Here is a 26,152-nt window from a genome sequence, read left to right on the forward strand (position 1 = left end):
TTATCTGAGGAAACGCAAGCAGGGCCGCGACACCCCTATGGCGTCGCGGCCCTTTTCCTTGGAGAAGGATCAATTAGTTGAACGGGACGACCGTTCTAGTCTTCGAGTCCGCTATTGATGAGCTCCGCAATCTCAACGGGATCGATGCTCGCGCGAGACGGCGGCATGCCCGATCGTCACTTGGTTGGCAGATACCAATCCCGTGGAAGTCTTCCTTACAACACAGACCTGACCGCAGCTTCGATACCGTCGGCGTCCAAACCGTACTTGTGAAGCAAATCGACCGCAGGGCCGGACTCGCCGTACACATCGCGCACGCCGACGCGTCGCATCGGCACCGGATGCTGCTCTGCGAGCACCGAGGCCACGGCCTCGCCAAGACCGCCGATAATCGAATGCTCCTCAGCGGTGACCACGCGACCGGTCTTCTTGGCGCTGGCAACCACCAGGCGCTCATCAAGCGGCTTGATTGTGTGCATGTTGATGACCTCGGCGTCAATACCATCGGCAGCGAGCGTCTCGGCAGCCTCAAGCGCCTCGGCGACCATGAGGCCGCATGCGACGATAGTCACATCGGACCCCTCGCGCACGACCACGCCGCGGCCAATCTTGAACTCATAGTCCTCGCGGTCGTTGATGACCGGTGTTGCCAGGCGGCCGAAACGCATGTAGACCGGACCCTCAAACTCATAGGCGGCGCGCACGCAAGCACGAGCCTCGATGTCATCGGCGGGAACGATCACCGTCATCCCCGGGATCGTGCGCATGAGCGCAATGTCCTCACAGCACTGATGCGTGGCGCCGTCTTCGCCGACCGAGATGCCCGCATGCGTGGCGCCGATTTTGACATTGAGGTGCGGATAGCCGATGGAATTACGAACTTGCTCGTACGCGCGGCCGGCGGCGAACATGGCAAAGGTGCTCGCAAAGGCAACGTGGCCCGTGGTCGCAATGCCGGCGGCAAGTCCCATCAAGTTGCTTTCGGCAATGCCGGCATCGTAGAAGCGCTCAGGGTGCGCGGCCTTAAACTTACCGGTCTGCGTGGCGGCGGCCAAGTCGGCGTCGAGGACAACAAAGTCATCGCGCTCATTGCCCAGCTCGACAAGCGCCTCGCCATAGCTAACGCGCGTGGCGACTTTCTTGACGTCTGCCATTAGAGCTCCTCCCCTGCTGCTGCGAGCTCGGCCATGGCCTGCTCAAACTGTTCATCGTTGGGCGCCTTGCCGTGCCAGCCCACCTGGTTTTCCATAAAGGAGACGCCCTTGCCCTTCACCGTCTCGGCGATAACGGCTACAGGTGAGGCGCTCACTTTGCGAGCCTCGGCAAAGGCGGCGGCAATCTGCGCCATGTCGTTACCGTCGGCGAGCTCGATCACATGCCACTTAAAGGCGCGGAACTTGTCGGCAAGTGGCATAGCCGAGTTAACTTCGTCGATACTGCCGTCAATTTGCAGGCCATTGTGATCGACGATAGCGACGAGGTTATCCAAGTCGTGGTTGCCGGCGAACATGGCCGCCTCCCACACCTGGCCCTCCTCGCACTCGCCGTCACCCAACAGCGTGTAGACGCGGTAGCTGTCACCCCAGTGCTTTGCGGCGAGCGCCATTCCAACCGCGGCGGAGATACCCTGACCGAGCGACCCGGTAGACATGTCGACGCCCGGCGTGTCATTCATATTGGGATGGCCCTGCAGGCGGCTGCCGATATGACGGAGCGTCTCGAGCTCCTCCTTGGGAAAGAACCCGCGCTCGGCGAGCACGGCATAGAGTGCCGGAGCGCAGTGTCCCTTGGAGAGCACAAAGCGATCGCGCTCGGCGCGGCTCGGATTCGCCGGGTCGACATCCATTTCCTCAAAGTAGAGGTAGGTCATAATGTCGGCGGCGCCAAGCGATCCGCCCGGATGCCCCGACTTGGCTGCATGAACCGCAGTCACGACACCCTTCCTGACCTCATTGGCGACCTTCGCCAGCTCCTGGTTGGTCATACGAATTCCTCTCTTGAGAACAACCCCGGCACTGGATAATGCGATGCCGGGGCAATTCACTCGTTTAAGGCGGCGCATTCATTCTGAATCGCCTTCTGGTCCATATACGCGTAGGCGATACCCAAGGTACAGACGGCACCGCCTGCGATCTTCATTTTTCAGATGGCGTGCCAGACGGAAATTTCACCCTGAAACACAAAAGCCCCAAGTCAACAAAAGCCAGGAGCCTTTGCCAACTTGGGGCATTACGAGTCGCCGCCGTACAGGCAACGACGACCCTTACTCCTTCTGCCATCAACCGATATGGACGACTCGGCTTGTCCGGTTACGGCAGGATATGGAATCCAAGCGTTTCGATATCACGCGCGAAACCCTTAACGGTGTCGAGCGAATACTCCATGAGGTCCTTACCGACGTTCTTGCGCTTGGCCAGGATGCTGTTGGGAACGGTAATGATCTGGCACCCCACGGACTCGGCCTGATAGATATTCAGCAGCTCACGGGTAGATGCCCAGAGCACCTCACACTGCGGCTTTGCCGCGGCCTTTTTGACAGACTCAGCCATCAACGGCAGCGGATCAACGCCGGTATCGGCAATACGGCCGGCAAAGATAGAGATGATAGACGGCGTCTCAGCGGAGACAGCGTCCACAAACTCATCGACCTGCTCGGGAGTAAAAATCGTCGTAACATTTACCTTGATGCCGTCGGCAGAAAGGCGCTTAACGAGCGCCGCGGTCGACTCACCCTTGGTATTGAGTGCGGGAATCTTGACATACACATTGTCAGCCCAAGTCGCAATCTCGCGAGCCTCGGCCTCCATGCCCGCCTCATCGTCCGCAAAGACCTCAAACGAAACCGAGACATCGGTGATGTGCTCGAGCACGGTCTTGGCGAACTCGCGATAATCGGTCACGCCACCCGCCTTCATAAGCGATGGGTTAGTCGTAAAGCCCTGAACGTTACCGTTCTCGGCCATGTCGAGCATGCCCTCGAGATTGGCACCGTCGGCAAATACCTTGATTGCCATAATGTACTCCTTACATACATGATGATATAGAAATGTACGGACTGAATTGTTTGTCAAAAGCGCCGCCGCATCAGAGTGGAACGGAGAGCCCCTTAATCGAGTTCGATCTCGAGGCGGTAGAGGTCGGCGCGGTAGAACGACTCCACATACTCACGGGGCACATTCTGCTGGTCATGAGAAACCCTCGTAATGTTGAGCAGCGGAGCACCAACGCTGATGCCCAATAGCTCGGCCTGTTCGTCGGTAGCAACGCAAGCTCCAATCTTTTGGCTCACACGGCTCCAGCGAATATCGCACGAGTTATTGAGATAAGCGCGAAGCGATTCCTTGGAAAAGTCGCGCTCCGCAATATGCGGGACATAGCCGTCTTCGTAATAAATCGTCTCCAGATAGAACGGACGATCGCCCGACACGCGCACACGGCGAAGGCAGAAGGCCTTTGTGCCCTCAGCCAAGCCCAGCTCGCGGGCAACGTGCTGGGGCATGGCTACAACGCCAGACTCAATCAAGCGTTTTTGCGGCACTGCAAACTCGTCCACATTCTTTTTGATATAGCTCGAGACACGCTTAGGCGAGCTGAGTGGCACGTTGGCAATAACCTCGGATCCGCGGCCGCGCTTCTTCTCAATCAAGCCATTATTAGAAAGCAGCTCCATCGCTTTGCGCGCCGTTGCACGCGAAACGTCATAGCGCTTCATAAGATCGCTTTCGGAGGGAATGTAATCGCCGATCTTGTAGGCACCGCTCGTAATTCCCTGGAACAAGATATCGTACAGCTGAGAGTACAGCTGTTCCTTGCCGCTAAAATCGAGCTCAGACGTATCGGTCATCATCCCTCCCCTATCTGGACTAATTCTCTAAATCCTTGATATCAGGTGCTGTCTTTTAACAAATGTTAAATGCAAAATCTCAAAAGACACACATCGATAACGCTGCCCGCGTATATTCCACTCCAGCCGAGCATACTCCACCGACTCACCACCATCTTGGGGCATTCTTTATGCAGAGAATGCCCCAGACTGCCTCTAGCGCGCGCCGAAAAGCTTGCGCGGGCTGGCACTCGCGCCGATACGATCGGCACCGGCGCCCGACATAAGTACAAGATCTTCTTTCGTGCGAACGCCGCCCGATGCCTTGACCTTTACACGGCCGCCCAACTCTTGAGCAAACAGATAGACATCCTCAACCTGGGCACCAGCCGTACCAAAGCCCGTAGACGTCTTAATAAAGTCTGCGCCGGCAGCCTCGACGGCATGACAGATCGGCTTTTTGGTTTCCTGCGCCAAATAGCACGTTTCGACAATGACCTTGAGCGTCGCATTGGGCACGGCCTCGCGCACGGCTCGAATATCGTCCTCGATGGCCTGGTAATCGCGGGCTTTGACCATGCCCTGGTCAATCACCATGTCGATTTCGGAGGCACCGTTGGCGTAAGCATCGGCCGCTTCGGCCGCTTTCACAGCGCTCGTCATATAGCCAAGAGGAAAAGCGATGACCGTGGTGAGCGCAAGGTCGGGATAGGCCTTGTGAGCACGGGCGATATACGAAGGCGGGATACATGCGCTGGCACAACCGTACTCGAATGCCTCGGCGCAAACGGCATCAATCTGATCCCAGGTCGCCGTCGGCTTAAGCAATGTGTAGTCAATGCGCGAGCAGAGGTCCTCATCGGTTAACTCTGCCCCCGCCTTGGCGGCAATGGCGGCAACCGACGAAGGATCGTCCAGATACTCATCGACCTTGGCCAAAAAGCCCGGATAGTCAACGGTATCGACATTGGTCACGTCAAGCTCAATGGTATGACCCAGCTCAAACGTATCATAGCCGCGGTTTTTGATGCGGTCGACAAGGATATCCAAATCGACCAGGTCGTCGCCCTTGCTACGATCTTCGAGCACATCGCCCTTGTGATAATGCGTCACAATGTGCGCAAGATGACGCGTCGGCTTAAGATCGCGAGCACGGTAGCGCTTGCTGATCATAACGGGATCGGCGACAAGACGAATCGTGAGCACACGGTAGCCGTGCTTGTCTGCCAGCTCGGCAAGCCTGTCGTGCTGCTTGGCGGAAAACGGATAATCGCACATAATCTGCGGCCCATCCGCCATGGTGACATCGAGGCGACGGAACCACTCCTGAAGAGCGTTCGCATCAACCTGCGCCTTTTCCTCGGCATTGTTAAAGCCGTACGTATCCCAATACTCTTCTTTAACGTCGTCAAGCGAGACGCTCAAAAAGCTCTCGGATGTATGGCGAGCCTTGATGCGATCTGCCAAATCGGTTTTGCCCGTAGCCGGAGGTCCGGCAAGCAAAATCAGCGTCTTTTCCATGCTGGGAAACCCTTCTTACTACCCGATTATTTGCCACGAAGCTGGTCTTTGGAGATAGCAAGCATCTCGGTAACCTTGTCCATGTAATACTTGATAGCCTCATCGTCTTTCGCTTCGGCAGCAGCCGCACGCTTCTTGTTGTACAGCTTGACCAGTGCCGCAGACGCCTTGCCCATCGTGCGATTGACTTCCAGGCTTTGCTCGTATGCCTCAACGGCCTCGTCGACCATGTTGGCATCGGCATAAAGCTTGCCAATCTCGTTTAGAACGTTTGCGGCAGCGACGCCTTCCTTGCCCTCGAGCTCGGAACGCTTTGCCTTAACGGCGTCGAGAACGGCATCTCGATCGAGAACGGGTGCGGTCTCGGCTGCAGCGGAGGCCACCTTCTCCTTTTTCTTGCCAAATCCAAACAAACCCATTGGAAACCTCCACTAGCAGTAATAAACGAAGGGGGTTGTTCCCCTGCCGGGGACCAGGCACAGGAACAACCCCCTTAAAGAAAGACTTGGACCTTCGTCAGGCGCTATAAGAATCCTTATGCGATACCAAAGACGCTGAGGATGGACTTGATGGCCATGAAGAAGAAGCCGGTGACGACGGTGTCGACGTCGGTGCAGGTCATGTTCACGAAGCCAATCTGAGCGAGCATCGGGGACAGGAGCGCAGGCAGGATCATGATGAAGATGCCGTGGAAGATGCAGCCGATGATGGCGCCGCGACGACCGTCGATGGCGTTACCGAAGACACCAGCGGTGCCGCCGGCGAAGAAGTTGGACATAACGCCGGGGATGACGAGGGTGCCCATGAGGCCGGTGATAGCCATGCCGATCAGCGAGCCAAGCGTGGTGAACACAAAGCCGAAGATAACGGCGTTAGGGGCATAGGTGAACAGGACAGGGCAGTCCAGAGCGGGGCGCGCATCGGGGACGAGCTTCATCGAGATGCCCTGGAAGGCGGGGACGAGCTCGGCGAGCAGCAGGCGGACGCCGGCGAGCAGGACGTACAGACCGACGACGAACTGCATGGCCTGGAGGAAAGCGTAGACCATGAAGTTGGTGGCGCCGCAGTAGTCAGCAGCAGCAGCGGGACCAGCGAAAGCAGCGACGACCAAGTAGAAAACGATCATGACCAGGCCGACAGCAGCGTAGGTATCCTGGAGGAAGGACAGGGACTGCGGAATCTCGAGGTCCTCGGTGGACTTGGACTCCTTGCCGCCAGCGAGCTTCTTGGTGATGCTTGCGATAAGGGCGGTGAACATATAGCCAAAGGTGCAGAAGTGACCCAGGGCGATGTCATCGGACTCGGTAATCTTGCGGACAACGGGCTGAGCGAAGGCAGGCATGAGGGTAGCGAAGGCGCCACCGACGATGGAGCTGACGACGATCAGGGGGATACCGCGAAGACCGCAGAAGAAGGCGAACACGACGCAGAGCGTGGACTCCCACAGAAGGGCCTGGCCAGTCAGGAACACATACTTAAACTTGGTGAAACGAGCGAGGATGATGTTCACCACGAAGATGCCAGCGAGGCAGATGGCGATCTCGGAGCCAAGGCCGAGGTCGGTCATTGCCTGACCGTTGATGCCCTCGATGGAAGCGACGACGGCGGTCATGCCGTTGAAGCCGAAGGCGGAGTTGAACATATCGCCAAAGTAGGCAAGAGAGCCCTGCATGACGCTCGAGCCGGCAGCCAGAACAAGGAAGCCGAGCATCGTCTTAAACGTGCCGAGCAACACGTCGTTGGCCGACTTCTTCTGAAGCACAAGGCCCAGGCAGGCGACGAGACCGATAACAACGGCGGCCTGCGTCAGGATGTTATTGATAATAAACTCAAGAACAGCCATGTTGTACACCCCTTTTTCTCATGTACATTTCTATCAATCTAGGCAAAGAGGCCCTTACTCCAGGACGCCCATCTCCTTGAGCACCGGGGTCAGCTTTTCCTCGATTTCCTTCTTATCGACAAGACGCTTGAGGAACACGCAGGGAAGACCGGTGTTGTAGCTTTCGATCTGCGTCTTGAAGTTCTCGGCAGCGACGATCATGTCGAAGCCCTTAGAGGCGCCCGCGGCGCTGGAAACGCTGTCGTGGTCCATCTTGCACTGGACCCCGAGCTTCTTCATGACCTGCTCGATAGCCATCTGGCAGGCAAAGCTGCTTCCAAGACCATTGCCGCAGCAGCACAAAATCTTGACCATGTTCATTTCCTTTCCTTTTGGGGCACATGCCCCACCTCGGGGTAGGTGCGGGCGAATACATAGACTCGCCCGCACCAAGCGACACTGTTTTACGCTGCCGCACCCGTAAATGCCTGATAAATCTCGTCGGCATCATCAGAAGCGACGATCTGCGCAATCTTGTCCTCATCCATAAAGATGCCAGCAAGTACCTGCATAGCCTCAATATGTGAATTGGAATCCTCTGCCGCAAGTGCGACCAAAAGACGAACATCAAAGCTGTCTTCCGAAAACTTAACGGGCTTCTTCAGGACCGTCACGGCAAGCTGGCCTTTAATGCAGCCATCCTCGGGGCGACCGTGAATCAACGCGACGTCTTCGGTGAGCACATAGTAGGGACCCATCTCGTTGGTGGCGCGGATGATCTCATCCGCATAGCGATCCTCGACGTAGCCGCCCTCGTTGAGCGGAGCGATGGCGAGCTTGATCGCGTCCTGCCAGGAATCGACAGAATCGACAAGGCGAACGTTTTCGCGCTTGAGCATCTCCGTAATCTGCATCGGTGCGCCTCGTCCCTAAGCGACGATATTCTTGAACAGGCTGATGCGGTGCTCGACAACCTCTTCGACGGCCTTTTGAGCAGGCATAACCATGTTGCGGTTGGAGGCGTTCTCCTTGAGCTCGTCATAGCACTGCTTGGAGGTCTTGTTCCAGTTGACGAGCAGATCGGTACCAACATTGAACTTACGGATACCCAGGTCGATGACGTGACGAACGTCCTCGTCCTTAACACCGGTGCCACCATGGATGACCAAGGGGAAGCCGTTCACGGCATCGCGGATCTTCTCGAGCTGATCGAAGGAGATGTTGGTCTTGGACTTGTACTGACCATGGTTGGTACCGATAGCGACGGCAAGGGCATCGATGCCGGTCTTCTCGATGAACTCGACGGCCTGCTCGGGATCGGTGTAGCGCACGTCGGCATCGGCGACGGCGACGCCATCCTCGGTACCGCCGACGGTGCCGAGCTCGGCCTCAACGGAAGCGCCGTGGGCCTGAGCCATCTCGACGATGCGCTTGGTACCAAGGATGTTCTCCTTGAAGGGAAGCGCGGAGCCGTCAAACATTACCGAGCTATAGCCGGCCTCGAGAGCCTTGCGGATCTCATCGAAGTTCTTGGCGTGGTCGAGGTGAAGAACGACGTTCACGCCATACTCCTCGGCCATGGACTTGCACACAGCAACCAGGTTGCGGTGACCAACATAGCTGGCGGTGCCCTCGGAGGTCTGGATGATCACGGGGGTGTGCAGGCGAGCCGCGACACGGATAATCGACGGGCACATCTCGAGGTTATGGGTGTTGAAAGCACCAACGGCCATGTTGAGCTGGTTGGCCTCTGCCAGGACTTCGCGCAGGGTTACGTACATAGTGTTTGCCTCCTGTTGTCTCCACTGGATGTATCAAGTGGCGACCGCACAGGGGGTGCCGGCCGCCGTCCTTGATAGACAACTAGGTTATCACAAACGTCCGTATATTCGGATGTCCGTATGATATTTCGTTTGATATGTTCCGATTTGACCGTTCACCTGAATTTTTCGACCGTTTACCCGCTAAAAAAGGCACCGTAACCCATGCGGATGCCCTTGACTGCCAGCCGCTCTCAACCAAAACGGAGTGCAAGCTCAACTGGCTCGACTCCACCTCGATCTAGCCAAACGTCAAATATGGGGCAAATGAATCAGTAGCGTCTATCCCAAATCTTGAGTATTTGTTCGGCGGAACGACCCCTGCCGGCTCCTGCTAGACTGGTAGATTCCCAACCGTCCATCCAGGAGCCTCAATGTCGCGCAAGTCCGCTTACAAGCAAGTGCTTTCCATCGGCACCGCCGTGGTGCTGGGGTTTGCGCTGTTCACAGGGTCGCTCGACGGAGCGCCCAAGCTGTTGTCGCCGCAAAGCGATGAGCAGGCAGCGGCTCTGGCCGAAAAACAAAGCGAGAGTCCCAGCCGCACCGACGACGAGGCAGACCTGGTCGCTCGACTCGAATCGGGAACAGCGAGCTCCTCGGTCTCTCAAAATAGCCAAGACTCTGGCGATGACTCAGATTCCGCCGCGAGCGACACCGATGACGACGCCTCCGCGGACAGTGCCGCCACCCCTATCGACGAGGTCGAAAACCCCGATCTCGACCGCGCCCGCGGCGTATACCTCAGCAGTATTCCCGACTACGCGGGTAACCCCTATGTTGCCCTGCGCGCCGATAGCACGCACCCGCTCGGCACACCATCATTCACGCTCGATGAATACGAGCGCGCCACAGAAGAGGGCTGCTTTAAGAAGTTCTCCAAGCTCGACAGCTTGGGCCGCACCCGTAAAGCGCTCGCCTGCGTGGGCCCCGAATCGCTCGGTCAAGGCGAGCGCGGCGATATCTCGCGCATCCACCCCGCCGGCTGGCACCAGCAGCGCTACGACTTTATTCCGGGCCAGAGCCTCTATAACCGCTGCCACCTTATCGCCTGGTCGCTCTGCGGCGAAACCGCCAACCGCAAAAATCTCCTCACCGGCACGCGCTATCTCAACGAGACGGGCATGCTGCCGTTTGAAGAGCAGATCCTCGGCTACATCCGCGACACGGGCAACCACGTGCTCTATCGCGTCACGCCCATGTATAACGAGGAGGAGCTTGTCTGCCGTGGCGTGCGCCTTGAGGCGCAATCGGTCGAGGACCACGGCAAGACCCTCTGCTTCCACGTATATTGCTACAACCTGCAGCCGCATGTGCAGATCGACTACGCCACCGGCCGCAATCAGGCCTCGGGAGACTAGGGCCGACCGCGCCTCCCGTAACCAAAAAAATGATCCGTTTTCCTCCGTCCCCAAGGGATCAAATAAGGCCGCCCCGGTTACCCAGGGCGGCCTTTTCGTCAGCACCTACATTGCAGACAAAACTACACGCTACTTGGCGCGGCCCTCCTCATAGCGCTCGACCAGCTTGGCCTGAACGTCATAAGGCACCTGCTCATAGCCCGCGGGCTTCATGGTAAAGTCGCCCGTGCCGCGCGTGATAGAGCGCAGACGCGTCGAATAATCCGTCAGCTCGGCCAGCGGCGCCTGGGCGATGACCACGGTATCTCCGCGCTCATCGGTCTCCATGCCCGTCACGCGACCACGCGAGGCCGAGATGTCGCCCATCACGGCGCCGGCGTAGCTCTCGGGGATAGTCACCGTGATTTCCTCGATGGGCTCCAGCACCACCGGGTCGGCATCGGCGCATGCCTTGCGCAGGCCGATGCGAGCCGCCGCGCGGAACGCCATCTCGTTGGAGTCGACGCTGTGATACGAGCCGTCGTACACAGCCACACGAATACCCGTAAGCGGGTAGCCGGCAATAATGCCGTCCTTCATGGTCTCCTGGACGCCCTTGTCCACGGCGGGAATCAGCGAGCGCGGAATACGGCCGCCTACGACCTCGTCCACAAACTCATAGCCATCGCTCGTGCCGTCGGGCCCAATGAGTGGCTCAACGCGCAGCCAGCAGTCGCCATACTGACCGGCACCGCCAGTCTGCTTCTTATGGCGGCCCTGGGCACTCGCCGTGCGGCGGATGGTCTCGCGATACGGAATGCGGATCGGCACGCTTTTGGCCGCAACCTTGGTACGGTCCTCCAGACGGTTGAGCAGCACCGAAACCTGCGCCTCGCCTACTGCGGAAATGATGGTCTGGCCCGTCTCCTCGTCGCGGTCGATGCTCATGGTCGGATCAGCCTTGCATGCCTTCTCGATAAACGTATAGAGCTTCTCCTCGTCGCCGCGGTTCTCGGCCTCGATGGCAATGCGGTACTGCGAGTTGGGGAACTTAAACGCCGCAGCCTCGACCTTGCCGGTAATCGAGAGTGTATCGCCCGTCTCGGCCGCCAGCTTGGGCGCCACGATAATGTCGCCGGCATAGGCGTGACCGACCTCGGTCATGTCGCGGCCGCACATCACATACAGGTGAGCCAGACGATCGCTCTTGCGGGTACGCGCATTAATCAGCTCAAGGCCCGGCTCAAGCGTACCCGTCAGCACCTTGATAAAGCTGATGCGGCCCTGCTGCGGATCGGCCAGCGTCTTAAACACAAACGCCACCGGACGGTCATCGTCGCTCGAAATCTTGAGCGAATCACCGTCGATAAGAGGCATCTCGCCGTAGTCGGTCGGCGCCGGGAAGTACGTTGCGATGTCGTCCATCAGCGAGTTGACGCCCTGCTCCTTAATGCAATCGCCCGCAAAGACCGGCACAAAGATGCGCTCGGCAATCGCCTTCGACAGCAGGCCTTCAAGCTCCTCCTGCGTCAGCGTCTCCTCGCCTTCCAAGTACTTCATCATCAGTTCGTCGTCAGCCTCGGCTACCAGCTCGCACAGATGGTCATGGGCCTCCTCGGCCTGGGCACGATACTCCTCGGGAATCTCCGACTCAACGGCTTCGGTGCCGTTGCAATGGCGCGCCTTCATGCGCACCAGGTCGATGATGCCGTCAAAGTCCTCGCCCTCGCCCCAGGGAAGGGTCACGGCGCCCAGGCGCGTACCAAAGCGCTCCTGCAGCAGGTCCATCGTGGTCGCAAAGCTGGCTTCGGAGCGCGACAGGCGGTTTACGAACACCGCACGCGCCAGGCGCAGATCCTCGGCGGCATACCAGAGCTTAACCGTCGTAGGCTGCGGGCCGGCCTCGGCGTCGACCACAAACAGAGCCGTCTCGCAGACGCTCATCGCGGCAAAGGCGTCGCCGATAAAATCGGGGTAGCACGGGGCATCGAGCACATTGATGCGCGCGCCCTTCCAGTCGATCGGTGCAATGGTCGTCGAGATGGAAAATGCACGCTTGACCTCCTCGGGGTCATAGTCGAGCGTGGGCTTGGTGCCGTCGTGGCCGCCCAGGCGGGCGGTCTTGCCGGAAAGGTGGAGCATGGCCTCGGCGAGTGAAGTCTTGCCCACCCCGCCTTGGCCTACGAGCACCACGTTCCTTACGTTACCGGTCTTGGGAGCACCCATGATGACCTCCTTGCAGGGCCGCGCGCAATGCGCGACGCCAACGGGGAGAGTTCGCGGTCGGTGCCGTCCCGGGAGCAGCATGGTCGGCAGCCGAGCCGGCTCACCCTCCAAATGTCCTATGCCACCACCCTACCCTCACGGGCGGCTGTCCATGCATACCTTTCGGCGCACGTATGAATACAGGCGGCGAGAGGAAGAGACAAGCTTGTGAGGCGATTATTGAACCCCGTCGATGCAAACAAAAAGCCGCCACAGACCGTAAGACCTGCGGCGGCTTCGCCTCAATTAATAGTTGAGTAAATACCTGAGCCTATCCCTCGATACGGCTCAAGAACTCACGGGTGCGCTGCTCACGCGGATGGTCGATGACCTGCTCGGCAGGACCCTCCTCGACAATGCGGCCGCCATCCATAAAGACCACGCGGTCGGCAACATCGCGCGCAAACTGCATCGCGTGGGTCACGATTACCATCGTCATATTCTGCGCGGCAAGGTCTTTAATGACATGCAGCACCTCGGCCGTCAGCTCAGGATCGAGCGCCGAGGTCGGCTCGTCAAAGAACAGAATCTCCGGGTCGAGCGCTAGGGCGCGGGCAATACTCACGCGCTGCTGCTGACCGCCCGAAAGCTCACACGGCACCTTGTTCTCGTTGCCCGTCAGCCCCATTTGCGCAATCAGCTCGTGAGCGCAGGCTTCCGCCTGCTCGCGCGGACGCTTAAGCACGCGGATCGGCGCGTCGATGATGTTTTTCATCACGGTATAGTGCGGGAACAGGTTGTAATTTTGGAACACCAGGCCGAATCGCGAGCGTGCCCGCTTGGGCACATCGCCCTTCGCATAGACTGCGCCCGAACCCGCATCCGTCGCAACGGCAAGGTCACCAAACGAGAGCGAGCCTCCGTCGAGTGTCTCGAGTAGCGTGGCACACCGCAGCAGCGTGGACTTGCCGCCACCCGAAGGCCCGATAATCGCCACGACCTCGCCACGCTTGACCTCGAGCGAGATATCCTTGAGCACCTCATTGCCGCCAAACGCCTTGCGCGCGCTTTCGATTTTCATCACTGAGTTAGTCATGATAATAGTCCAGCTTCTTTTCGGCGGCGCCCAGCAGCATCTCGACCACAAAGTTAAAGACCCAGTAAATCAGCGCCGCGATCGCAAACGGCACCATGCTCACCTGCGAGGCGACCAGCGCCTTGGCCGTCGAGAACATCTCACCCACGCCAATGGCAAACGCCAGCGACGTGTCCTTGACCAGCGTGATGATCTCGTTGCCCATCGCCGGCAGAATACGCTTGGCGACCTGCGGCATCACGATATACAGAAATGTCTGCACGCGCGAGTAGCCCAGTACCTCGGCAGCCTCGTATTGACCGCGCGGAATGGACTGCAAGCCCGAGCGATAGATCTCGGCAAAGTAACCGGCGTAGTTGATGATGAACGCCACGACACACGCCGTCCACTTGGAATCGGGCGTGAGCGAAATGCCAAACACGTAGTACGGCGCAAAGTAGATGGCAAACATCTGCAGCATGAGCGGCGTACCGCGCATGACCGAAATGTAGATGCGCGCAATCCAGCGAAGCGGCGCGATTTTGCTCATGCGCATAAACGCCACGGGGATTCCCAGCGGAATCGACCCCAGCAGTGTCAGCACAAACAACTGCAAACTGACCAAGAATCCCTGGCCAAGCATCTGCATCATGACCTGAATAGACAACCCAAGCTCTCTTTCACAGTAACAGAACAGCAGGTGTTAATTGAAATAGGCACAGTGCCCAAGATTGCGAGCGACAAGCCCGACGAAGCGTACTTTGGTACGCGAGGAGGGTTGGAGCCGCAAGGTTGGGTGCTGTGGCTATTTCAAAACCCAGTTGTCGAAGGACAGACCGTAGCTTGAATACTTGTCGCACAGGTCCTTGACCGTGCCGTCCTCGTAGAGCGCCTTGAGCGACTCGGTCACGGCGTCGGCCGACTTGGTGTCGCCCTTCTTAAAGCCGACGGCGTAGTGCTCGCTGGACAGCGGCTCATCAAGCTGTGTATAGGCATCGGGCTTGGCGGCAAGCTGGTACTGGGCAATCGAAAGGTCGCAAGCCACGGCATCGACCGCGCCGCTCTCGAGCTGCATAAAGGCCGTATTGTACTCGCCGATCGTGTCGAGCGTGGCAAACGTCGCCGCCAGATCCTTCCGGTCACCCTCGAGCACATCCTGCGCAGCGGAATCGGTCTGGGTAATCACGGTCTTTCCAGCAAGATCATCCCAGCTCTTGATGCCCGCATCCTTCTTTACCACTAGCACCTGCTCGTTGAGCATATACGGCTCGGAGAACGTGTAGTCGTCCTCGCGGCCCTCCATGGTAAAGCCGTTCCAGATGCAGTTGATGGCGCCCGAATTGAGCAGCGTGTCCTTGGCATCCCAATCGATGGCCTCGTAATCGACATCCCAGCCCTGCTTATCGGCAACAGCCTTGGCAAGGTCGAGGTCAAAGCCCGTGTACTCGCCATCGTCGCCCACAAAGCCGTACGGAGGATAGGACTTATCAAAGCCCACCACGAGCTTCTTGGACTCCGCAGCGCCCTTCACATCCTTGGCCGCGGTAGATCCGGCAGCAGAGCCCTTGCCGGCACCACCGCCGCAGCCGACAAGACCAAGGCCGAGCACCGTGGCAAACGAGCCGGCTAGACCAACAAACTGACGACGAGACATTTCGGTATTCATGGTATTCCCCCTTGATGGCACTTTAGTTAAGTAAAGTGAGTCATGTAACGTTCAGAATCATACACTTTAGCGTGATAGAGCACAAGGCGAGTTTGCCCGCCGCGTGAGGGGTGTGGGGGTTAAGTTTCCTGCTCTACAGTCCTGCTCACGACGGAGGCCACATTAAGTGGCCTCCTGTTCGTGCGGAGCTCGCGATAAACTTAACCTCCACACCCCTCACGCGGCGGGCAACCGTCGTTGGGCTTATCACTGACACGATTAAACCGCTTGCATATCGTCTGCTGGCTTGGCACGGTACAATACTTGCAGCTTTAATTCATGAATTAGTGGAGTTATTGATGGCAGAATCTCGTGCGGAGCGTAGGGCTCGTCGTGCTTTGGTGGAGGCGGCTGAGGGGTCGAAGGAGGAGAAATCTTCTACGAAATCCAAGTCTTCTAAAGCTGCAAAAAGCAAATCGACCAAGAGCAGGGCTAAGACCAAGCGTTCTGACTCTCGTCGAGGCGGGGACAAAGCGCCTCGGACTCGTTCCAAGCGCCCGCATAATGATTCGGTTTCGTCTGCGCGTAAGGCTGTGGACCCCAAGTCTCCCTGTTCGATCATGAAAGCCTGCGGTGGGTGCACGGCGCTCAATCGTCCCTATAAGAAGCAGCTCGCCGCCAAGCAGGCTGCTATGGAGGAGCTTTTTGCTGCTCTATGCGAGCGCGAGGGCATTAGCGTCGACCCCATTCGCGGTATGGGCGTCACCCTGGGCGACCCGGGTAAATATCCTGCGCCGCGCGGGTTTCGCCATAAGGCCGCCACTCCCTTTGCCCCCGGTAAAGAGGGCGCTGTCCGCTGCGGCTTTTTTGAACGTGGCACGCACAGAATCGTTGCTGTTCCCGAATGTCCCGTCGAGGCGCCGGGTGCCCGTCAGATTCTCAACGGCATCGCGCGTGAGGCTGAGCGCCTGCGCATTCCCGCCTTTAACGAGGACAAGCATCTGGGCTTGCTTCGCTATGCCGTCGTTCGCTGCGGCTGGCGCACCGACCAAATCATGGTCACCCTCGTGACCGCCCAGCGCGACCTGCCGCATGCACAGGATTTCTTTGAGGCCGTCGCCGCACTCGATCCGCGCATCGTCACCGTCGCCCAAAACATCAACGGACGCACCGGCAACGCCATCCTCGGCGAGGAAACTCGCATTGTATATGGCACCGAGTGCATGCGCGACCAGCTGCTCGGCTGCGAGTTCGATATCTCCCCCACCGCGTTCTACCAGACCAACCCGCAGCAGACCGAGCTGCTCTATCAGCTCGCTGTCGACGGCATGGATCTGCACCAGGGCGATGTGCTCATGGATGCTTACTGCGGCAGCGGCACCATCGGTCTTTGCGCAGCTAAAGATGCCCAGAACAAGGGTATCGGCATCATGCTGCTCGGCGTGGAGCGCAACCCAGCAGGCATTGCCGATGCACGCCGCAATGCCAAGCTCAACGGTCTTACCCGCAGCGCCTGGTTTATGGCCGACGATGCCACCGACTACATCCTGGATGCCGCCGACAACAACGAGCGCGTCGACGTCCTTTCCATCGATCCGCCGCGTGCCGGCTCCACCCCCGAGTTCCTCGAAGCCGCCTGCGCGCTTAAGCCACGCCGCATCACCTATATCAGCTGCAACCCCGTGACCCAAGAGCGCGACCTGCACCAGCTCCTCGGCGGAGGCTATCGCCTGCTCAAGATCACGCCCGTCGACATGTTCCCCCATACCGACCACACCGAAACCGTAGCGGTCCTCGAGCGCCGCTACCAACCCAGGTAGATTTTTGGAACATGAAAGGGGGCGGCCCGTCTGGACCGCCCCCTTTCATTGGGCATATGAGCCTCGTTACATCCTCTTGCGCAGGTCGCACACGCCGGCTGCCGCCATCTCGCGCAGCAGCGTCTCGCGGTCGCGTGTCACGATCAGGTCCAGCGGGAAGTGAATCTCGTCGAGCAACTTGCGGGCGTGATCGAGCTTGCCAATGGCCATACCAATGTGGGCATCGGTCGACACACCAATACCCACGCCCAGCTCGGCGCAACGCTCGGCAATCTTGCGGCATACGGCCCAATGCTCAGTGTCGACACCGTGTTCAAGACTATGGTTGTTGATCTCGATAATCTTGTGCTTGGCCTTAGCCGCCAGCAGCACCTCGTCGATATCGAACGACACGCCCGAGCGGCCCGTGTGGCCCAACATGAACACCTTGGGGTGCTCCAGGGCATTGATATACATCTCGGTCGTCTGGGCCAGTGCCGCGCCTTCAGCAATCTGCGGATTATGCACGCTCGCAACCAAATAATCCAAATTACGCGTAACCAAATCGAACAGTGAATGCTGACGGCTGTATGAATCGCCGGCGATATCGAGCGTGACAGGAGTGTCCTCGCCAAACAGGCTTCCGTCCAGTGAAACGATATCGGCCTCGGCACCACGCAGCACCAGCACGCCGCTCCATATACGCGGCCAGATATCCTGGTTGATAAAGAACTGGTAACTGCGCAGGTCATTAGGGCAAGCCGTAACCATAGAGCTCAGATGGTCGGCAGATCCGAGCACCTGCAGGCCACGCTCTGCCGCCCAGTACACATTCTCCTCAATAGTCGAATATGCATGCGCAGAGAACATCGTATGGGTATGAATGTCACAAGAAAGCAGGTAGGGCATCGGGTCTCCTTATCTGGCACGGCCGTCGCTTATATTCATTGTACGCATAGCCTTCGATAGTCGTAAAACCACTCCATCCCAAAGACACAACGTCCATGACAACGGGGTTCGGCTTAACACCAAACCCCGTTTCACGTAAAACATTGTAGGCAGAGCGCTTTACTTTTAACGATACTCGTCCGCCAACTGCTTCCAAGCAGGTAGCGAATTGGCAATCGTTTCGTAACTCACGCAATAGCCCAGGCGGAACCAACCCGGCATACCAAAGCTGTCCGAGGGAACCGCAAGCAACTCATACTTCTTTGCGCGCTCGCAAAACGCATTCGCATCGGGCTCGAGCGCTTTCACCCACAGGTAGAAAGCACCGTCCGGCTCAACGTAGGTGTAGCCGTACTCCGCCAATGCGTCGGTGAGCGCCGTGCGGTTGCGGGCATAGGCATCGATATCGCTCGGCTCATCGATACAATCGATAATCACGCGCTGGAAGAGCGCCGGTGCGCATACAAAACCCAGCGTACGGGCAGCACCTGCAACAGCCGGCATCAGACGCGCAGCCTGCGGATTAGTGTTGGGAACCAAGATCCAACCCACGCGCTCACCAGGCAGCGATAGCGACTTAGAATACGAGTAGCACACCACGGTGTTCTCGTAGATCGAGGGCACCCAGGGCACCTCGGCACCGTACACGATCTCGCGGTACGGCTCATCCGAGATGAGCATAATCGGATTCTCGGGATCGCGCTTGGCGTTAACCTCGCGCAAAACATCGGCCAGTCGCGTCAGCGTGTCGCGCGTATACACGGCACCGGTCGGGTTGTTGGGCGAATCGATAATGACGGCCGCTGTCTTATCGCTAATCGCCTTGAGCACGTTGTCCACGCTCAGCTGGAACGTGTCTTCATCGGCAGGCGCCTCGACACACGTGCAGCCTGCCTTCTCAATCCACACGCGATACTCCGGAAAGTACGGGGCGATAACAATAACCTCGTCGCCCGGGTTCGTAACGGCATTGAGCGTGCAGGTGAGCGAAGCCGCGGCGCCCACCGTCATAAAGACGTCCTTGCCCTCATAGCTCGTGCCAAAGCGGCGGTTGAGCGATTCGGCGACGGCTGCTCGACATTGCGGCAAGCCCGGTGCGGGGGTGTAGCCGTGCAACTGGTCGCTTGGCAGCTCCAGGGCCTTCTTTATGGACTCCGCCACGGCAGCGGGCGCCGGAACACTCGGATTACCCAGCGAAAAATCGAATACGTTTTCCGCGCCGATCTGTGCCTTGCGCTCAAGACCATAGCTAAAAATCTCACGGATGATGGAGCTTTCCGCACCGCGAGCATACATAGTTTCGTTGATCATCTGTTCCCCTTTCGCATAGGCGCTATTGTACGCTTTAGTCGAACAAAGTGCCGCAGCAATGCAACCCCAAATTTATCGGTTTCACCAGTAAGCGGCGGACAGTCTCCATATCACTCAAAAGAAAAAGCCTCCGCAGGTTTCCCCGCGGAGGCTTTTGTTACAAGAGCTATTTGTCGGTGTCGACGTCGGCATCGGCGTTGACGGCGCGATCATCGCCAGCGTCATCAGATGCGACTTCGGCATCCTCCCGCATGGCCGCCTGCGCAAAAGCCGCGGCATCAGCCGCCAGCTCCTCCTCGCTCATACGAGGCGCGCGCTTCTTGGTCGGTATGCCGGCCGCCTTGGCATTGCGCTCCTCCTTGGCCGCCAGGATATCGCCCTCGCGCTCAAGGTAGGCATCCCACTCGTTGTCGAGCAGGGCGTTCACGGCGTCGCCTTCGACGGTCTCGCGCTCAAGCAACACCTTCGCCATCAGATCGAGCTGATCGCGACGGGCATCCAGAATCTCAACCGCGCGACGATGGGCCTCACGCATAATGCGCTGGACCTCGATGTCGATGCGGCGCGCCGTCTCCTCGGAGTAATCCTGGTGATCGGCGTAATCGCGACCAAGGAACACCTGATGTTGTGCCTCGCCAAACACCTGCGTTCCCAGCTCCTCGCTCATGCCCAGACGCGTAACCATCTCGCGCGCCATCTTGGTCGCGCGCTCCAGGTCGTTGCTCGCGCCCGACGTGATGTCATCGCACATGAGCTCCTCGGCAACGCGGCCGCCCAAGAACACGGCAAGCTCGTCGAGCATCTCGTTCTTGGTCTTGAGGAAGTGATCCTCCTGCGGAAGCTGCAGCGTGTAGCCCAGAGCCTGACCGCGACTGACAATCGAAATCTTGTGGACCGGATCGGAGTGCTCCAAGATGTGACCCACCAGAGCATGGCCGCTCTCATGGTAGGCAATCGTGGTGCGCTCGGCTTCGGCCATCACACGACCCTTGCGTTGCGGTCCGGCAATCACGCGCTCCATCGACTCCTCGACCTCGTCCATCGAGATCACGGAACGATGGCGACGAGCAGCCAGCAGCGCAGATTCGTTGAGCAGGTTTGCCAGATCGGCACCGGTAAAGCCAACGGTCATCTGGGCGAGCTTCTCAAACTTAACGTCCTCGTCCATCGGCTTGTTCTCGGCATGCACGCGCAAGATCTGCTCGCGGCCCTTTACGTCCGGACGGTCGACCGTGACCTGACGGTCAAAACGACCGGGGCGCAGCAATGCCGGGTCCAGAATATCGGGGCGGTTGGTCGCGGCGATCAGGATGACCGACTCGCTTTCCTCAAAACCGTCCATCTCGACCAGCAGCTGGTTGAGCGTCTGCTCGCGCTCGTCGTGGCCGCCACCCAGACCGGCTCCGCGCTGACGTCCCACGGCATCGATCTCGTCAATAAAGATGGTCGACGGAGCCTGAGCCTTGGCCTCCTTAAAGAGGTCGCGCACGCGGCTGGCGCCGACACCCACGAACATCTCAACAAAGTCAGAACCCGAGATGCTAAAGAACGGCACGCCCGCCTCGCCGGCAACGGCCTTGGCCAGCAGCGTCTTACCGGTACCCGGAGGGCCCACCAGCAAAACGCCGCGCGGAATCTTGGCACCCAGCTTGCGATAGCGGTCCGGATCGCTTAGGAAGTCACGGATCTCCTCGAGTTCCTCGACGGCCTCGTCCACGCCGGCAACGTCCTCGAACTTGACCTTGGGACGCGTAGCCTCGTTGGTCTTGGCGTTGGTCTTGCCAAACTGCATGTTCCTATTATTGGCGCCCATCATCTGACGCATAAAGTAAAACATGATGGCGATCAGGGCGATCGTCGGCAGCACGCTCATCGCCAAGTCGCCCCAAAAATCGGGGTCGTTGGTGTTGACGATATACTTGGTGTCGGGGTGCTCCGCCATGAGCTCGGCAAGCGAATCGGAGCCGACATAGGTCGAGGAAAAGCTCTTGAGCTCGCTCGTGTCGCCCTTGTCCTTTTTCGTCTTCCAGTAATGACCCGCCACGCTTCCGTCTTGAACCGTATAGGTCAAATCTTCGACGCGATCCTGCTTAAGGGCGTTGACCATCTCGCTCGTCGCGAGCTTAACGGTATTGCTGGAGTTGGCAAAGCCGGAACCCATATTAAAGAAGGCATAACCCAGAAGCGCGCAAGCCAAAAGGAAATACAGCCAGCCCGTACGCGTGGGCTTCTTGCCTCCGGGCATCCCCGGGATCTTTGGGTCCCGGGGAGCCTGAGAATTATTATCGTTACGGTCGTCGGGCATCTTACGAATAAACCTCCGGTTTCAAAATGCCCAGATACGGAAGGTTGCGATAGCGCTCGGCATAATCGAGGCCGTAGCCCACCACAAAGGCATCGGGGCAATGGGTTCCAACATACTTGGGCGTGATGGCCGAGGTGCGGTCCTCAACGTCCTTCCACAGGAAGGCAGCGACCTCCAGCGAGGCGGGCTTGCGGCTCTCGAGGTTCTTCATCAGGTACTTGAGGGTCAGGCCCGAGTCCAGAATGTCCTCGACGATCAGCACGTCGCGACCGCGGATGTCGATATCCAGGTCCTTAATGATACGCACGATGCCCGAAGACTTCACGCCGTCGCCATAGCTCGAAACAGCCATGAAATCGATGTTGGTCGGCAGCTCGATCTTGCGCATCAGGTCGCCCATAAAGACAACGGCGCCGCGCAGGACCGCGATCAACACCAGATCCTTACCAGCGTAGTCGCGCGTAATCTCCTCGCCCAGGCGAGAAACGATACCTTCGATATCCTCCTGCGTAAACAGAACCTTCTCGATATCCGGATGTTGAGAAGCCATGACAACCCTTTCTTGTGCTTAATCGCCCACACACCGCCGTATGGACGCGAACTACACATTCTAGCAGCGCACGGGGTATATTTTCCAGCCCGCGCATCATCAGCGCGGGAATACCGTCAACGCCGCACTGAAAAGCTGGTACGAGGGGCTAATCCGCGTCAACCACGCGAAGCAGATAGGCCACACGCGTCGCCGCCGTGCACTTAAAGCGTTCGTCCGCGCGAACTCCGGCGACCCACACCACGGCACCTCCCGGCGCCGTCCTCACCATGGGCACGCCGGCGCGCTCGGAAACGGGAATGCGAGCCTCTCCTAGCAAGTCGGATACCTTCTTGCTTCGGCCACTCATTCCTAACGGGCACATCACGTCTCCCGGTGCGGGACCGTCCACCCATAGGCGCGCCAATCGCGCCTCGGCAGGGATCTCGCCACGCGAGCCCGCCAGGATCCGCTCGCTATCGCTGTCGGCAAAACCCAGGGCAGCCGCGTCTACCAAAGCTGCCACTTCCCCGGCAGCCGCAAGCTCACGGGCGCGGCGCACGATATCGCATCCCGGTTCAACGGCCATCGGCTCTGCGACCAGCATACGTCCCCCGCCCAACGGCAAACGACCGGGTACGGTAACCCAGTCCGCGACCAGGCCCTCGCGAGCCACCGGAGCCTTAAACGCCAGCATGCCAAATTCGACGCGTGCGTCAATCCCCGCCGGAAGCGTGACCGAGCCTGCGCCCTCGGCAACGCAGGAAAGGACTCGCTCCACATGTCGCATCTCTGGACGAGCGTCCGGATCGATGCGTTTGATCGCCAGTCGCACGATGCGCCGCGCGATTACCACCTCGGCCGCAGCAAGGCGTCTGGCATCGAGCACTAGCGCACCCGCCGCCTCCTTGCGCAGGCAGCTTCGAAACGCCTGTGCCGACAGCTGGGATAGAAACGCATCTTCGTCACCAAGGATCTCGCAGGCGGCGCCAATCGTCTTGCACACGCTCGCATTACGCTGTGCCACCACTGGCATTACCCGATGGCGCACGTAGTTTCGCAGATACGAGATATCCTCATTGCTCTCGTCCTCACGCCACGGCTGACCATGTACCTGTAGATAGCCCACGAGCTCGCCATGAGTTAGGTCGAGCAAGGGGCGCACCACAATATTCCTTCGACGGGGAATGCTCGAAAGCCCAGCTGGGCCCGACCCCTTAATGGCGTTCATCAAAAATGTTTCCGCGCGGTCCGAAGAGGTATGGGCAGTACAGATACGCGCCGCCGTTCTCGGCGCCCCCGTCTTGGCGCACAGCTCGCGTACATACCTTCGCGCCGCGGCATAGCGCACCTCGCGCGCCGCCGCCTCGATATTTCCCGACTCCCCATCAAAATAAGCGTGCTCCACACACAGCGGTAAACCATATTGCGCGCAGAGCTCACGCACAAAGGCCTCGTCGCCATCGGACGCCTTGCCTCGTAGATGATGGTTTACATGCAGCACATGAAGGCGCTCGCGAGCAATGGGGGCAACGCCGCGTCCATCTTGGATATCCAGCTTTGATGTGCACGCCATAAGAAGCAGTGCCGTCGAGTCCGCACCACCTGATACCATGAGCACAACAGGAGCAGCCTGCTGCCTCGTCCGGGTCTCATCGACTGCCCCAGGCGCGGCATGGTGTCCGTAATGCTGTGATACCGTTGGCATTCGCTTCCTCCTCTATTCGTCCGCACCCATTGTATCCTTTGGAATCTTATGTCTCGCCTGCACCTTCATATCCTCGGCAGTGGCTCTAAAGGCAACTGTGCATTCATCGAGGGCCCGCAAGGGCTCATTATGGTCGATGATGGACTGTCTCGCCGCGAGACGCTCAAACGCATGGCGGAGCTCGGCCTTTCGGCAGACGACGTGTCGGCCCTTGTGGTCACCCATGAGCACAGCGACCACATTAAGGGGCTTGAGGTGTGGTGTAAGCATTGGAATGGCCCGGTCTTTTCCAGCAGAGGCACGCTCACATCAAAAGAAAGCCTCGCACATCTGCCTGTTGAGGAATTCGACCCAGGCGACACCCTCTCTATTGCCGGAGTCCGCATTCAAACGTATTCGACATCCCACGACGTCGTCAATCCCGTCGGCTACCGGTTTGACGCTCAGGGTGATTCGATTGGCTTTGCAACCGACACCGGCGAGTTGTCAAGGCATGCCATCGATACGCTCAAGGACTGTCGCATTCTCGCACTCGAAAGCAACCACGACGTGGCCATGCTACGTCAAGGAGACTATCCTCGCTTTCTTCAGGAACGCATCCTGTCTGCAAAAGGGCATCTCTCCAACGATCAGGCCGCCGAAGCCGCACGTGCGCTGGTAACCGATCGCACCGAGCAGCTTATCGCGATGCACATTAGCCAAGACAACAATCGCCCAAGCCTTACCGTCAAAAGCTATGCAAACTCACTTGGGGCAACACTCGACAACGAGCTTGGCAGCACCGCCACCCGCGTTGAGGGACTGCATAAACTCACGATACGTCCCGCAGGGCAATATCGGCCCATGACCATTCAGTAGATCGTCTTAAACAGAAAAAGGGGCTGGGAATCACTTCCCAGCCCCTTTAACGTAGGCACCGATGTTAATAGCCGATAGCGCTAGTCGATGGAAATCTTCGTAACGTTCTTCTTCTCGACAATCTTAGGAACCATAACAGTAAGGATGCCGTCAGCGTACTTTGCAGAAAGGCCTTCGCTCGAGGCATCCTTCAGGTACACACCGCGCGTCGCGCTGTACGAGCTAAACTCCTTCTGCAGGAAGTTCTTGCCCTCGTTCTCTTCGCTCTCCTCGACATTCACGCTAATGGAAAGACGACCCTCATTAAGCTCAACATCGATGTCATCCTTGGCGACGCCGGTTAAATAGGCCTTGACCTCGTACCCGTCGCCCTTGTCCTCAACATCGACAGGAAACGCCTTGGAGGCAATCGAGTTGTTTGCCAAATCGGTCATATCATCAAAGAGATCAAACAACGAGCTAGCAGAGGGACGAACACCAAAGACCGAACGATAAGGAACCATGCTTGCCATGACTACCACTCCTTTAAGGGACTGCCGAGCCATCTTCTAGGTGGCAGGGACTTCTTTTGACGCTCTTATATATGCCCACCCGATGCTCATATATACATCGACTATAAAGTTTTTTGAGTCCGGTATTATAAGCATATCTAAGTGTGTATGACTCAGGTTCTAGGAAGGTAAAGGTTCTTTGAACCAGAGCTTAAATAACGAGTATGTCCACAGCTACAAATAACAAGGGGCTTACAATGAACGCGTACACGTTGTTGGCAACGAGCTAAAGGGCATCATGGACGACCAAAACCAGAACAATATGTTCATGCCGACGCAGGGGGAAGATACTTCCACGCAGCCGCCGCGGTTCCATCGCCCCCACATCTCGCAAGAGCCCATTAATGATGCAGAGCCCGAGTATGTGACGAGAAATCGATATCAAACGCTCGAAGATGCCCAGACGGGACGTAAGCACATGGGCGTCGCATCGAGCGATCCCGTATATCTGAAAGATGCACCGTTATCAAAAAACAGCGCGATCATTGACGACCCGACGAAAACGCCCATAACTCGGCAGCAAAGAGGTCCTCGACCTAAACAAACCTTAACGCATTCGGCTCGTTATCTCGAGACGCCAAAACAAGGGAAAACGATCTTCGTCTCATCAAGTAAACGACGTAAGCAGCATCGACTCCAATTGCTACTTTTAATCATTGTGGTCATAGCAGTTGCCCTTGTGATTCGATTTATTGTCTTTAAATAAAGGCTCATTTCCAATAAGCCCAACCGGGTCACGGGTGAAATGCAACTACATTGTGAAGTGTTAACGCAAAAAAGGGGGAGGCCGCGAGGCCTCCCCCTTCTTCAAGTCGATTGACGGCTCGGTGCCGTCCACCGGTCAGCGGCGCCCTGGCCTCCCACGGGCTGACCCCGCAGTACTCTCGGCGCGATG

Annotated in this window: 24 protein-coding genes; 4 read left to right on the top strand and 20 right to left on the bottom strand. The window is 58.2% G+C overall.

Going from position 1 to position 26,152, the window contains the following annotated elements; all coding sequences use genetic code 11:
• Positions 1–215: 215 nt before the first annotated feature.
• The 10 genes from V2391_RS09350 to V2391_RS09395 all read right to left on the bottom strand — a co-directional run bounded on the left by V2391_RS09350 (position 216) and on the right by V2391_RS09395 (position 8,947).
• Positions 216–1,154: a transketolase family protein gene (locus V2391_RS09350; protein ID WP_329739107.1), complete on the bottom strand. Its 939-nt coding sequence runs from the start codon at positions 1,152–1,154 to the stop codon at positions 216–218.
• A complete protein-coding gene (locus V2391_RS09355) occupies positions 1,154–1,984 on the bottom strand; it encodes a transketolase (RefSeq protein WP_329739108.1) in 831 nt (276 codons plus the stop codon). Before V2391_RS09355 ends, V2391_RS09350 begins: the two co-directional genes overlap by 1 nt.
• A gap of 325 nt (positions 1,985–2,309) precedes the next feature.
• Entirely contained in the window at positions 2,310–3,014 is a 705-nt protein-coding gene (locus V2391_RS09360) for a transaldolase (protein ID WP_329739109.1), read from the bottom strand.
• A 92-nt stretch (positions 3,015–3,106) separates the two neighbouring features.
• A complete protein-coding gene (locus V2391_RS09365; protein WP_329739110.1) occupies positions 3,107–3,844 on the bottom strand; it encodes a GntR family transcriptional regulator in 738 nt (245 codons plus the stop codon).
• Between the two features lie 195 nt (positions 3,845–4,039).
• Complete coding sequence (gene deoC, locus V2391_RS09370) at positions 4,040–5,344, bottom strand: deoxyribose-phosphate aldolase (RefSeq protein WP_329739111.1); 1,305 nt, start codon at positions 5,342–5,344, stop codon at positions 4,040–4,042.
• 26 nt (positions 5,345–5,370) lie between these two features.
• Complete coding sequence (locus V2391_RS09375; RefSeq protein WP_329739112.1) at positions 5,371–5,763, bottom strand: hypothetical protein; 393 nt, start codon at positions 5,761–5,763, stop codon at positions 5,371–5,373.
• 116 nt (positions 5,764–5,879) lie between these two features.
• On the bottom strand, positions 5,880–7,187 hold the full coding sequence (locus tag V2391_RS09380) for a PTS ascorbate transporter subunit IIC (RefSeq protein ID WP_329739113.1): 1,308 nt from the start codon (positions 7,185–7,187) through the stop codon (positions 5,880–5,882).
• Positions 7,188–7,241: 54 nt separating this feature from the next.
• Positions 7,242–7,541 carry a PTS sugar transporter subunit IIB gene (locus tag V2391_RS09385; RefSeq protein WP_117734930.1) on the bottom strand — a complete coding sequence of 100 codons (300 nt, stop codon included), beginning with the start codon at positions 7,539–7,541 and terminating at the stop codon, positions 7,242–7,244.
• A gap of 89 nt (positions 7,542–7,630) precedes the next feature.
• Positions 7,631–8,080 (bottom strand): PTS sugar transporter subunit IIA, encoded by a 450-nt coding sequence (locus V2391_RS09390; protein ID WP_329739114.1) that lies wholly within the window; start codon positions 8,078–8,080, stop codon positions 7,631–7,633.
• A gap of 15 nt (positions 8,081–8,095) precedes the next feature.
• On the bottom strand, positions 8,096–8,947 hold the full coding sequence (locus V2391_RS09395) for a class II fructose-bisphosphate aldolase (RefSeq protein ID WP_118094350.1): 852 nt from the start codon (positions 8,945–8,947) through the stop codon (positions 8,096–8,098).
• 413 nt (positions 8,948–9,360) lie between these two features.
• Here V2391_RS09395 and V2391_RS09400 point away from each other — a divergent pair, with 413 nt between their 5' ends.
• Positions 9,361–10,344 carry a DNA/RNA non-specific endonuclease gene (locus tag V2391_RS09400; RefSeq protein WP_329739115.1) on the top strand — a complete coding sequence of 328 codons (984 nt, stop codon included), beginning with the start codon at positions 9,361–9,363 and terminating at the stop codon, positions 10,342–10,344.
• Between the two features lie 129 nt (positions 10,345–10,473).
• On the opposite strand, the gene V2391_RS09405 is transcribed toward V2391_RS09400, so the two are convergent.
• From V2391_RS09405 to V2391_RS09420, 4 genes are all read right to left on the bottom strand, one after another.
• Positions 10,474–12,549 (bottom strand): elongation factor G, encoded by a 2,076-nt coding sequence (locus tag V2391_RS09405; RefSeq protein ID WP_117770573.1) that lies wholly within the window; start codon positions 12,547–12,549, stop codon positions 10,474–10,476.
• Positions 12,550–12,859: 310 nt separating this feature from the next.
• Positions 12,860–13,624: an amino acid ABC transporter ATP-binding protein gene (locus tag V2391_RS09410; RefSeq protein ID WP_329739116.1), complete on the bottom strand. Its 765-nt coding sequence runs from the start codon at positions 13,622–13,624 to the stop codon at positions 12,860–12,862.
• On the bottom strand, positions 13,617–14,270 hold the full coding sequence (locus V2391_RS09415; RefSeq protein WP_006235606.1) for an amino acid ABC transporter permease: 654 nt from the start codon (positions 14,268–14,270) through the stop codon (positions 13,617–13,619). The genes V2391_RS09410 and V2391_RS09415 overlap by 8 nt, the downstream gene beginning before the upstream one ends.
• A 138-nt stretch (positions 14,271–14,408) precedes the next feature.
• Entirely contained in the window at positions 14,409–15,269 is an 861-nt protein-coding gene (locus V2391_RS09420) for a transporter substrate-binding domain-containing protein (protein ID WP_329739117.1), read from the bottom strand.
• Between the two features lie 338 nt (positions 15,270–15,607).
• Here V2391_RS09420 and rlmD point away from each other — a divergent pair, with 338 nt between their 5' ends.
• Positions 15,608–17,068: a 23S rRNA (uracil(1939)-C(5))-methyltransferase RlmD gene (rlmD, locus tag V2391_RS09425; RefSeq protein ID WP_442878005.1), complete on the top strand. Its 1,461-nt coding sequence runs from the start codon at positions 15,608–15,610 to the stop codon at positions 17,066–17,068.
• 66 nt (positions 17,069–17,134) lie between these two features.
• Here the strand turns inward: rlmD and V2391_RS09430 are convergent, their stop codons facing one another.
• The 5 genes from V2391_RS09430 to tilS all read right to left on the bottom strand — a co-directional run bounded on the left by V2391_RS09430 (position 17,135) and on the right by tilS (position 23,848).
• Positions 17,135–17,956: a phosphatase gene (locus V2391_RS09430; protein WP_329739119.1), complete on the bottom strand. Its 822-nt coding sequence runs from the start codon at positions 17,954–17,956 to the stop codon at positions 17,135–17,137.
• 165 nt (positions 17,957–18,121) lie between these two features.
• Positions 18,122–19,306 (bottom strand): pyridoxal phosphate-dependent aminotransferase, encoded by a 1,185-nt coding sequence (locus V2391_RS09435; RefSeq protein WP_329739120.1) that lies wholly within the window; start codon positions 19,304–19,306, stop codon positions 18,122–18,124.
• Between the two features lie 166 nt (positions 19,307–19,472).
• Positions 19,473–21,551: an ATP-dependent zinc metalloprotease FtsH gene (gene ftsH, locus V2391_RS09440; RefSeq protein ID WP_329739121.1), complete on the bottom strand. Its 2,079-nt coding sequence runs from the start codon at positions 21,549–21,551 to the stop codon at positions 19,473–19,475.
• A gap of 61 nt (positions 21,552–21,612) precedes the next feature.
• Positions 21,613–22,161 carry a hypoxanthine phosphoribosyltransferase gene (gene hpt / locus V2391_RS09445; RefSeq protein ID WP_118081750.1) on the bottom strand — a complete coding sequence of 183 codons (549 nt, stop codon included), beginning with the start codon at positions 22,159–22,161 and terminating at the stop codon, positions 21,613–21,615.
• A 148-nt stretch (positions 22,162–22,309) separates the two neighbouring features.
• Positions 22,310–23,848: a tRNA lysidine(34) synthetase TilS gene (tilS, locus tag V2391_RS09450; RefSeq protein WP_329739122.1), complete on the bottom strand. Its 1,539-nt coding sequence runs from the start codon at positions 23,846–23,848 to the stop codon at positions 22,310–22,312.
• Between the two features lie 48 nt (positions 23,849–23,896).
• Between tilS and V2391_RS09455 the strand changes: the two genes are divergently transcribed.
• Positions 23,897–24,706 (top strand): MBL fold metallo-hydrolase, encoded by an 810-nt coding sequence (locus tag V2391_RS09455; RefSeq protein WP_329739123.1) that lies wholly within the window; start codon positions 23,897–23,899, stop codon positions 24,704–24,706.
• 80 nt (positions 24,707–24,786) lie between these two features.
• Here the strand turns inward: V2391_RS09455 and V2391_RS09460 are convergent, their stop codons facing one another.
• Entirely contained in the window at positions 24,787–25,218 is a 432-nt protein-coding gene (locus tag V2391_RS09460) for an Hsp20/alpha crystallin family protein (RefSeq protein WP_329739124.1), read from the bottom strand.
• 277 nt (positions 25,219–25,495) lie between these two features.
• On the opposite strand from V2391_RS09460, the gene V2391_RS09465 reads away from it, so the two are divergent.
• Positions 25,496–25,963 (top strand): hypothetical protein, encoded by a 468-nt coding sequence (locus tag V2391_RS09465; protein WP_316370657.1) that lies wholly within the window; start codon positions 25,496–25,498, stop codon positions 25,961–25,963.
• Positions 25,964–26,152: the final 189 nt, after the last annotated feature.

This window comes from Collinsella sp. CM84Y_54 (assembly GCF_036317945.1).
Taxonomy (GTDB): Bacteria; Actinomycetota; Coriobacteriia; order Coriobacteriales; family Coriobacteriaceae; genus Collinsella.

Coding starts and splice junctions, on each gene's coding strand:
- V2391_RS09350 (WP_329739107.1), bottom strand. CDS start 1,154: ATGGCAGACGTCAAGAAAGTCGCCACGCGCGTTAGCTATGGCGAGGCG.
- V2391_RS09355 (WP_329739108.1), bottom strand. CDS start 1,984: ATGACCAACCAGGAGCTGGCGAAGGTCGCCAATGAGGTCAGGAAGGGT.
- V2391_RS09360 (WP_329739109.1), bottom strand. CDS start 3,014: ATGGCAATCAAGGTATTTGCCGACGGTGCCAATCTCGAGGGCATGCTC.
- V2391_RS09365 (WP_329739110.1), bottom strand. CDS start 3,844: ATGACCGATACGTCTGAGCTCGATTTTAGCGGCAAGGAACAGCTGTAC.
- deoC (WP_329739111.1), bottom strand. CDS start 5,344: ATGGAAAAGACGCTGATTTTGCTTGCCGGACCTCCGGCTACGGGCAAA.
- V2391_RS09375 (WP_329739112.1), bottom strand. CDS start 5,763: ATGGGTTTGTTTGGATTTGGCAAGAAAAAGGAGAAGGTGGCCTCCGCT.
- V2391_RS09380 (WP_329739113.1), bottom strand. CDS start 7,187: ATGGCTGTTCTTGAGTTTATTATCAATAACATCCTGACGCAGGCCGCC.
- V2391_RS09385 (WP_117734930.1), bottom strand. CDS start 7,541: ATGGTCAAGATTTTGTGCTGCTGCGGCAATGGTCTTGGAAGCAGCTTT.
- V2391_RS09390 (WP_329739114.1), bottom strand. CDS start 8,080: ATGCAGATTACGGAGATGCTCAAGCGCGAAAACGTTCGCCTTGTCGAT.
- V2391_RS09395 (WP_118094350.1), bottom strand. CDS start 8,947: ATGTACGTAACCCTGCGCGAAGTCCTGGCAGAGGCCAACCAGCTCAAC.
- V2391_RS09400 (WP_329739115.1), top strand. CDS start 9,361: ATGTCGCGCAAGTCCGCTTACAAGCAAGTGCTTTCCATCGGCACCGCC.
- V2391_RS09405 (WP_117770573.1), bottom strand. CDS start 12,549: ATGGGTGCTCCCAAGACCGGTAACGTAAGGAACGTGGTGCTCGTAGGC.
- V2391_RS09410 (WP_329739116.1), bottom strand. CDS start 13,624: ATGACTAACTCAGTGATGAAAATCGAAAGCGCGCGCAAGGCGTTTGGC.
- V2391_RS09420 (WP_329739117.1), bottom strand. CDS start 15,269: ATGAATACCGAAATGTCTCGTCGTCAGTTTGTTGGTCTAGCCGGCTCG.
- rlmD (WP_442878005.1), top strand. CDS start 15,608: ATGGCAGAATCTCGTGCGGAGCGTAGGGCTCGTCGTGCTTTGGTGGAG.
- V2391_RS09430 (WP_329739119.1), bottom strand. CDS start 17,956: ATGCCCTACCTGCTTTCTTGTGACATTCATACCCATACGATGTTCTCT.
- V2391_RS09435 (WP_329739120.1), bottom strand. CDS start 19,306: ATGATCAACGAAACTATGTATGCTCGCGGTGCGGAAAGCTCCATCATC.
- ftsH (WP_329739121.1), bottom strand. CDS start 21,551: ATGCCCGGAGGCAAGAAGCCCACGCGTACGGGCTGGCTGTATTTCCTT.
- hpt (WP_118081750.1), bottom strand. CDS start 22,161: ATGGCTTCTCAACATCCGGATATCGAGAAGGTTCTGTTTACGCAGGAG.
- tilS (WP_329739122.1), bottom strand. CDS start 23,848: ATGCCAACGGTATCACAGCATTACGGACACCATGCCGCGCCTGGGGCA.
- V2391_RS09455 (WP_329739123.1), top strand. CDS start 23,897: ATGTCTCGCCTGCACCTTCATATCCTCGGCAGTGGCTCTAAAGGCAAC.
- V2391_RS09460 (WP_329739124.1), bottom strand. CDS start 25,218: ATGGCAAGCATGGTTCCTTATCGTTCGGTCTTTGGTGTTCGTCCCTCT.
- V2391_RS09465 (WP_316370657.1), top strand. CDS start 25,496: ATGGACGACCAAAACCAGAACAATATGTTCATGCCGACGCAGGGGGAA.